This window comes from Actinomadura kijaniata (assembly GCF_014138665.1).
Lineage (GTDB): Bacteria > Actinomycetota > Actinomycetes > Streptosporangiales > Streptosporangiaceae > Spirillospora > Spirillospora kijaniata.
Window position 1 is genome coordinate 25,454 of the sequence record NZ_JACJIA010000029.1, and the last position, 6,000, is coordinate 31,453.

The 6,000-nt window shown below is 72.7% G+C and carries 7 protein-coding genes; all 7 read left to right on the top strand.

What is annotated here, in order from left to right; translation table 11 throughout:
* The first annotated feature begins 67 nt into the window (after positions 1–67).
* Positions 68–607: a MobC family plasmid mobilization relaxosome protein gene (locus tag HNR61_RS46305; RefSeq protein ID WP_182849525.1), complete on the top strand. Its 540-nt coding sequence runs from the start codon at positions 68–70 to the stop codon at positions 605–607.
* A 625-nt stretch (positions 608–1,232) separates the two neighbouring features.
* The gene (locus HNR61_RS46310; RefSeq protein WP_182849526.1) at positions 1,233–1,658 is read left to right on the top strand and encodes a hypothetical protein; all 426 of its coding nucleotides are present in this window, start codon (positions 1,233–1,235) and stop codon (positions 1,656–1,658) included.
* On the top strand, positions 1,655–2,263 hold the full coding sequence (locus tag HNR61_RS46315; RefSeq protein WP_182849527.1) for a hypothetical protein: 609 nt from the start codon (positions 1,655–1,657) through the stop codon (positions 2,261–2,263). The genes HNR61_RS46310 and HNR61_RS46315 overlap by 4 nt, the downstream gene beginning before the upstream one ends.
* Entirely contained in the window at positions 2,260–4,113 is a 1,854-nt protein-coding gene (locus tag HNR61_RS46320; RefSeq protein WP_182849528.1) for a hypothetical protein, read from the top strand. The genes HNR61_RS46315 and HNR61_RS46320 overlap by 4 nt, the downstream gene beginning before the upstream one ends.
* 397 nt (positions 4,114–4,510) lie before the next feature.
* Positions 4,511–4,681: a hypothetical protein gene (locus HNR61_RS46325; RefSeq protein WP_182849529.1), complete on the top strand. Its 171-nt coding sequence runs from the start codon at positions 4,511–4,513 to the stop codon at positions 4,679–4,681.
* A gap of 19 nt (positions 4,682–4,700) precedes the next feature.
* Positions 4,701–5,411: a Crp/Fnr family transcriptional regulator gene (locus HNR61_RS46330; RefSeq protein ID WP_182849530.1), complete on the top strand. Its 711-nt coding sequence runs from the start codon at positions 4,701–4,703 to the stop codon at positions 5,409–5,411.
* Positions 5,412–5,687: 276 nt separating this feature from the next.
* Positions 5,688–5,954 (top strand): hypothetical protein, encoded by a 267-nt coding sequence (locus HNR61_RS46335; protein ID WP_182849531.1) that lies wholly within the window; start codon positions 5,688–5,690, stop codon positions 5,952–5,954.
* Positions 5,955–6,000: the final 46 nt, after the last annotated feature.

A 6,000-nucleotide genomic window follows, 5' to 3' on the forward strand; every position in this document is an offset into this window, starting at 1 on the left:
TGATCGCTGCTGGGCGCGCTCGCGCCCAGGTCCCGCCGGGCGGCGGGTCGCTCCGCTGGGGAGGGACATGCGCGAGGCGCGCGAGCACCAGGACGACGGCCAGGACGACGCGGTCGGCCGCCAGGACGGCGGACGGACCGGGGACGGACGGGACCGGCGCGGCCGCCGGGTGACGTCAGCGGCGAACGGCTCGCGGAGGCTCCCGCGCGCCCCGGCGGGGCGGCCGCACGTCATCACGGTCCGGGTCACCGGGGCCGAGCTGGTGGCCATCACCGAACGCGCGCAGCAGCTCGGCATCAGCCGCCAACGGCTCATGGTCGAGACGGCCACGGCCGCGCCCTCACGGGCCGGGGGTGCGCCCATGCCCGCGACTCAGCGCCGCGCGCTGGTGGCGGAAGTCCTCGCCGCCCGCCGCCAAGTCGCCGGGATCGCCAACAACGTCAACCAGATCGCCCGCGCGGCCCACGCCGCCGGGTACGTCTACGACGACCTGGTGGGCGTGGTGCCCGCCATCGAGGCAGCCGTGGCGCGGCTGACGGCGGCCGTGGAGGCGTTGGAGAACGGGCCCGTCATCGAGGAGGGCCAGGAGGACGGCGAGGACGGCTGAGGGCACCCACCCAGGGGGCTCCGCCGCCCCCTGGACCCCCGCGTTCCGAACCGGTCGGACGCCCGCCGGCGCCGACGCCGATGCAGACCGTTCGGGCGTCCAACCGGCCCGGCCCCCACCGCCGCCAGCTCGTCACGCCCCGCCGTACGTCACCGCCGTCACGTACGCCTTCACGTCACGTACGCCGCGCCCACGCACACGCCCCACACCTACGCCTTGATCAACGATCAAGGGCCGGGGGCTCAGGTATCAGCAGTTCCTACTTTCCGGACACGACGGATGGATTGCGTCGGCCTGCTGCCTTACAGCGCGGTCTCAGTGATCGAATCTGTCTGGTCAAGGGCACCGGCTTCACGGCACGCTCGGTGACCTGGCTGGAACGTCTTCACCCCTCGGGAGGCAGCCTGTGACGATGCCCGAACCGCCGCACGGCCCAGACGGCGGCGACCGTACCGTGCGAATCGCGGCCATCAGCGGCGGCGTGGTCCTGGCGGTTGCGGCTGGCCTGGCGGTGGTGGTCGCCACCAGCTCCGGCGGTTCCGACGACGAAGCCTCCGCCCCGCCCTCCCCCACGGCCGCGTCTTCGCCCGCGGCTTCGGCCGCCGCGCCGCCGACGACGACTCCGGTGACGCCCACGCCCACCACGGCCGCGCCGTCGGCGACGGCGTCCGGGCCGGTGCAGCGCTGGTCCGGCACGCTGACGCTGGAAGGCCCGCGCGCGCTGCGCGACCTGGACACCGTGCCGCCGTCGGCGACCACCCGCGATGACCTGTACGACGTGCGCGGCGACTGGCTCAAGCCGATCATCCAGACCGGCAGTGGCGCGCAGGTGGCGGTGCTGGACCCGGGCACCCGGTCTGATGCCCGCGCCTGCCAGGAGGCGGCGTCGGCGTCCGGGGGCGCGCAGACCGAGACGCTGCACGCCGGGGACGTGGTGTGCGTGGCCACCGCGCAGGGCCGGGTGGCCAAGCTGGTGATCCGCACCGCGACCCAGACCAGCACCCGCCCGCGCGTGGTGGCCACCACCACGATCTGGGAGGTCCCCCGGTGACCGGCGCGGTTCCGCCGTCGCCGGTGGCGGTGTTGGGCATCGACCCGGGCCGCAAGTGGACCGCGGGGGTGCTGCGCGTGGGCGCGCGGGCGCTGCACGGCTGGACCCTGGGGCCCGTCGACGCGGGCGGCGCCCCGGACGCGGCGGCGGTCGACAACGTCCACGACGTCGCCGCGTTCGCCCGCTACGCCGCGCGGATCCTGGACGCGGTGGAGGAGACGGTGGCGGCCGCGCCGGGCCTGGGCGCGGCCGGGCGGGTGTGGCTGGCGTGCGAGATCGTGCTGCCCCCCACCGGACGCAACTCCCGGATCGCTCTGGCCGACTGGCTGATCCCGCGCCAGATGCTGGCCGCGATCGTCGCTCACGACCCGCGCACGGTCCTGGTGCCGCTGGCTGAGCACGGCAAACGCCGCCCGCTGACCGAGCACTACCCGGCTGAGTTCTGGCCCGCCAAGGGCCGCACCGGCGGCCGTCCGGCCTCCTGGGGGCCGTGTGAGGCCCGGCGCGGCGAACGCGACCACGAACGCGCGGCGTTCGACGTCGCGGGCGCAGCCGCGCGCCTGCTGGCGCACGGGGCGGGAGCGGCGTCGGGGGCGGGGCAGTGAGGACGCTGACGCTGCTGGCCGACCGGGTCGAACGCTCCCCGCTGGCCCGCGAGACCGTCAACGCGCTGGCCGATGGGGCGTACTGGGGATGGGCGGTGGCGCTGCTGGCCGCGGCGGCGGCGTGGGCCGGACGCGGCGCCCCTTCCCCGGGCACCGCCGCCCTCGCGGCGGCCGCGATCGCCGTCGGGGTCGGCGCGGCCGCGCTGCGGTCCTGGCGCCGGGCCGGCCCCGCGGCCGCACCGGCCGATCGCCGCCTGGCCGCCACCATGGCCGCGCGCCGCTGGGCGACCGGCTATGGCCTGATCGCCACGATCGTCCCGATCTCGGTGATGGCGGGCGACGGCCGCGCCAGCATCGCCGTCACCGTCGCCTACATCGTGGCCCTGGTGCTGCTGGGCGTGGCGCTGCTGACGCTGCAGCCCCGGGCGCGGGCCCGGCTGCTGGCCAGGCTGCGGATCGGCGTGCGGGCGGTCGCCGGCACCGAGCACGCCCGGGTCGGGCGGGCGCTGTGGACCGGGATGGCCCTGCAGCGCGTGCTGATCACCTACCCGGCCGACTGGAGCGCCCATCGCAGTGCCCGCCGCGATGAACTGGTGGAACGGGTGATGTGGGAGCTGTGCGGACCGCCTCCGGCCAGCCCTCGCCAGGCCCTGGGCCGCCCCGACTACCTGACCCGCTGGGACCACATCAACACCCGGTTGATCGTAGAACGAGTGCCGAGCCTGCCGCCCCGGCTGCCCGCCCGCGATTTCGGCCAGCACGGCGCGATCGTGCTGGGGCAGACCGTCGCCGAGGACGCCGACCAGGTCATCGACGGCGTCCCGGTGGCACTGTATGAGCCGACCGCGCACCTGCTGGTGGCGGGCGCCACCCAGCACGGCAAGAGCTCGGGCGTGCGGGCCTGGGCGGTGGACGGGCTGGGGCACGGGGTGTTCCCCGGCGGCATCCTGGCCGTCCTGGACGGCAAGGGCTCGGGATCGTTCGCGCCGCTGATCGGCCGCCAGGGCGTCGGCCCGGTCGCCCACACCCCCGAGGAATGGGAACAGGCGCTGCTGCAGGCGGTGGTGCCCGAGGTGGACCGGCGCTACGCCCAGATGCTGGCCTGGCGCTCGGGGCAGTCCACCCAGCGGCCGCACCACCCGCGCGCCCTGGTCGTGCTGGATGAGATCCAGCAGATCCTGGCCGCCCGCCCCGACCTGCTGCAGGTCTTCGACCGGCTCGCCCGCCAGGCCCTGGAGGCCGGCGTCATCTTGTGGGTGCTGACCCAACGCCCCGACGCACGTGACGCCATCCCCGGCGCGGTCCGCGACCAGCTCACCGACCGCGTCACCTTCGGCCCGCTGTCGGGGGCCGGGGCCAAGATGGTGTTCGACGTCGTCGGCGACGACTGGGCGCGCGGCATGGGCGTGGCCCCGCTGGCCGGACGCGCCCTGACCTGGATGGGCGGCCGCTGGCGGCCCGTGCAAGCCCCGTGGCTGCCAATGCCGGTCGACATCCCGCAGGTGGAGGCGCTGTACCCACCGCACACCGGCCAGCAGCCCACCCCCGAGCCCGAACACCCGCCGGCGCCCGCCGCGCCGTCTGGCGACCCCTGGCGCGGCTACGGCCCTCCGCCGCCCCCTCCCCAGACGACCGCCCCACCCGAACCGTCAGCTGAACCGCGCCGCTGGCCACCACCATCCCCGCGCCCAGCCGCTGAGCCGCCGGGCCCGGTCGAGGAGCTGCTGCGCGACTACGGCGATCCCCCACCCACCCCGGAAGGCCCAGACGACCGAGGTCAGGCCGAAGCTCTCGCCACCTACAACCCCAACGATCCCTATGCCCACCGTCGTCGACGTCGCCGCGACTGACCTCAGGCAGCCGTTTCTGCATGCAATCTGCATAGAAAAAGAAAAGCCCAGTGGCCACATCCGGCAAACCGCAATTGTGTCTTTTGAAGCAGTTGGTTAACGAGTAACGCGAGAAGATGAAAACTGTGCCTGCGTAGCCGCAGGTCAGCGTGTCGTGCTGTTGCTCGGTTCGGTCACGCTAGGCGGGTCTCTCGGGTGTGCCAGCCCGAGGGGGCCCGCCCTTTGACTTTTCCTGGACTGGCATTCTTCGTATGGGATATGCGACCGTCTGTTGTATTCGCCGTGATCGGCGGGGTCGCCCTGGAGAATCTGTCTGGCACCAGCTTCTCCGCAGCACACCAGCGGCCTTGGCCGATGTCGGTGAGCCGAACCGAGCAACCGACACGAGGAGTGGCCCATGCAGGGGTCGGTCGTGGCCGGGGTCGTGGTGGCCTTGGCCTTCTTCACCCTGATCGGATTCATCGTCTACCGGCTGGGCCCCACCACCCGGGCCGCCGCCATCATCTCCGCCATCGCGGTGCTGGTTGCGGCACTGCCGCCGATCATCTCGGCGCTGCAGGGACCGTGAGCAGGCGAGGTCCCAGGCAGTGACCGCTTTCCTGGACGCCCTTCCTCTAGCCGCCCGGCGTGAGTTGTTCGACGTCGGGCGGCTGACCAACGTAATCGTCGGCGAGACACTGTTCCGCTATGACGATCTCAACAACCAGGTGTATCTGTTGCTGGATGGGTGGGCTAAGGGCTGGGCTTATACCGACTATGGCGGGCATGCGCTGGTGCGTCTGTACCGCCCGAGAGAGCTGATCGGAGCCGAGCCCGCTCTGATCGGCTACCGCCTTGCCCGCCAAGAGAGGGTCACCTCCGCCACTATGGCGCGCGTCTTGGCCGTCGCTGGCTCCTGGTTCGCCGAATTCCTCCGCCACCACCCCGATGCATCCGGCCTGGTAAACAGATCGCTGATCGGGCGGCTGCACGAGGCCGATCAGCGACTTGCTGCGGTGGCCGTAAGCCACTCCGCCAGCCAACGATTGGCCCAGGTGATCTACCCGCTGATCAAAGACGCCCACCCCGACCGCGAGGGCCTGGTGGCACTGCCGGTCCCACTGACGCAAGAGGAACTGGGCTGGCTGGCGGGATTGTCCCGAGTCTCGGTCACGCGGGTCTTGCGCCAGTGGCGCCAACAAGGCCGGGTCCTGACCGGTTACCGGGACCTGCGGTTCCCCGTGCTGGAATGGTTCGAAGCCTCCGGAACATTCGCGCGATCATTCGACGACTGCATCACTGACGTTGACACTGTGTGAACAACAAACGATCACTAATGATCATCAGTGACCTGGGAGCCGACCCGTGATTACGGGGGAGTCGCCTTAGGCGACTCCCCCGAGTCTAGCGGCACGGTTCGCTCACCGGCAGGACCGACACGCCCTCTTCTCTTCTCACTCTCCGTACCTGTCTCTCCGTCTCTTCCGCTCCCTGCGTCGGCTCGATGTCAAGGGGGAGGACCGGGGAGGGATGGGGAGGAGGGGGTGGTTCCGTCGCGGTCGTCGGGCCGCAATGATGACCACCTGGAGGTACCCGTGCTCGCTGTGACTCGGATCGATCTGCCCGATGTGGTGTGGGCGCTGCTGACCGCCGCGGCCGTCCTGGCCGCGGTGGTGGCGCTGCCGATGCTGGCGGGCGGACGGGCACGAACTCGTGGGGGCCGGCGCGGCGACCGCATCCGGATCGGGCCGGGCCTTCCCGCGCTGCTGGGCTGGGCGACGCTGCGACGGTGGGACTCGCTGCTGCTGGCGGCCGCCACCATCACGGTGGTGGCGGCGGTGCTGCTCAACGCGCGGGCCTGACCCGGCGCGCAGCCGCGCCGGGCCGAAAGCCGCGGGTCAGCCGCCG

Excerpts from the sequence above, each read along its gene's own strand:
- HNR61_RS46325 (WP_182849529.1), top strand. The coding sequence starts at position 4,511 with ATGCAGGGGTCGGTCGTGGCCGGGGTCGTGGTGGCCTTGGCCTTCTTC.
- HNR61_RS46305 (WP_182849525.1), top strand. The coding sequence starts at position 68 with ATGCGCGAGGCGCGCGAGCACCAGGACGACGGCCAGGACGACGCGGTC.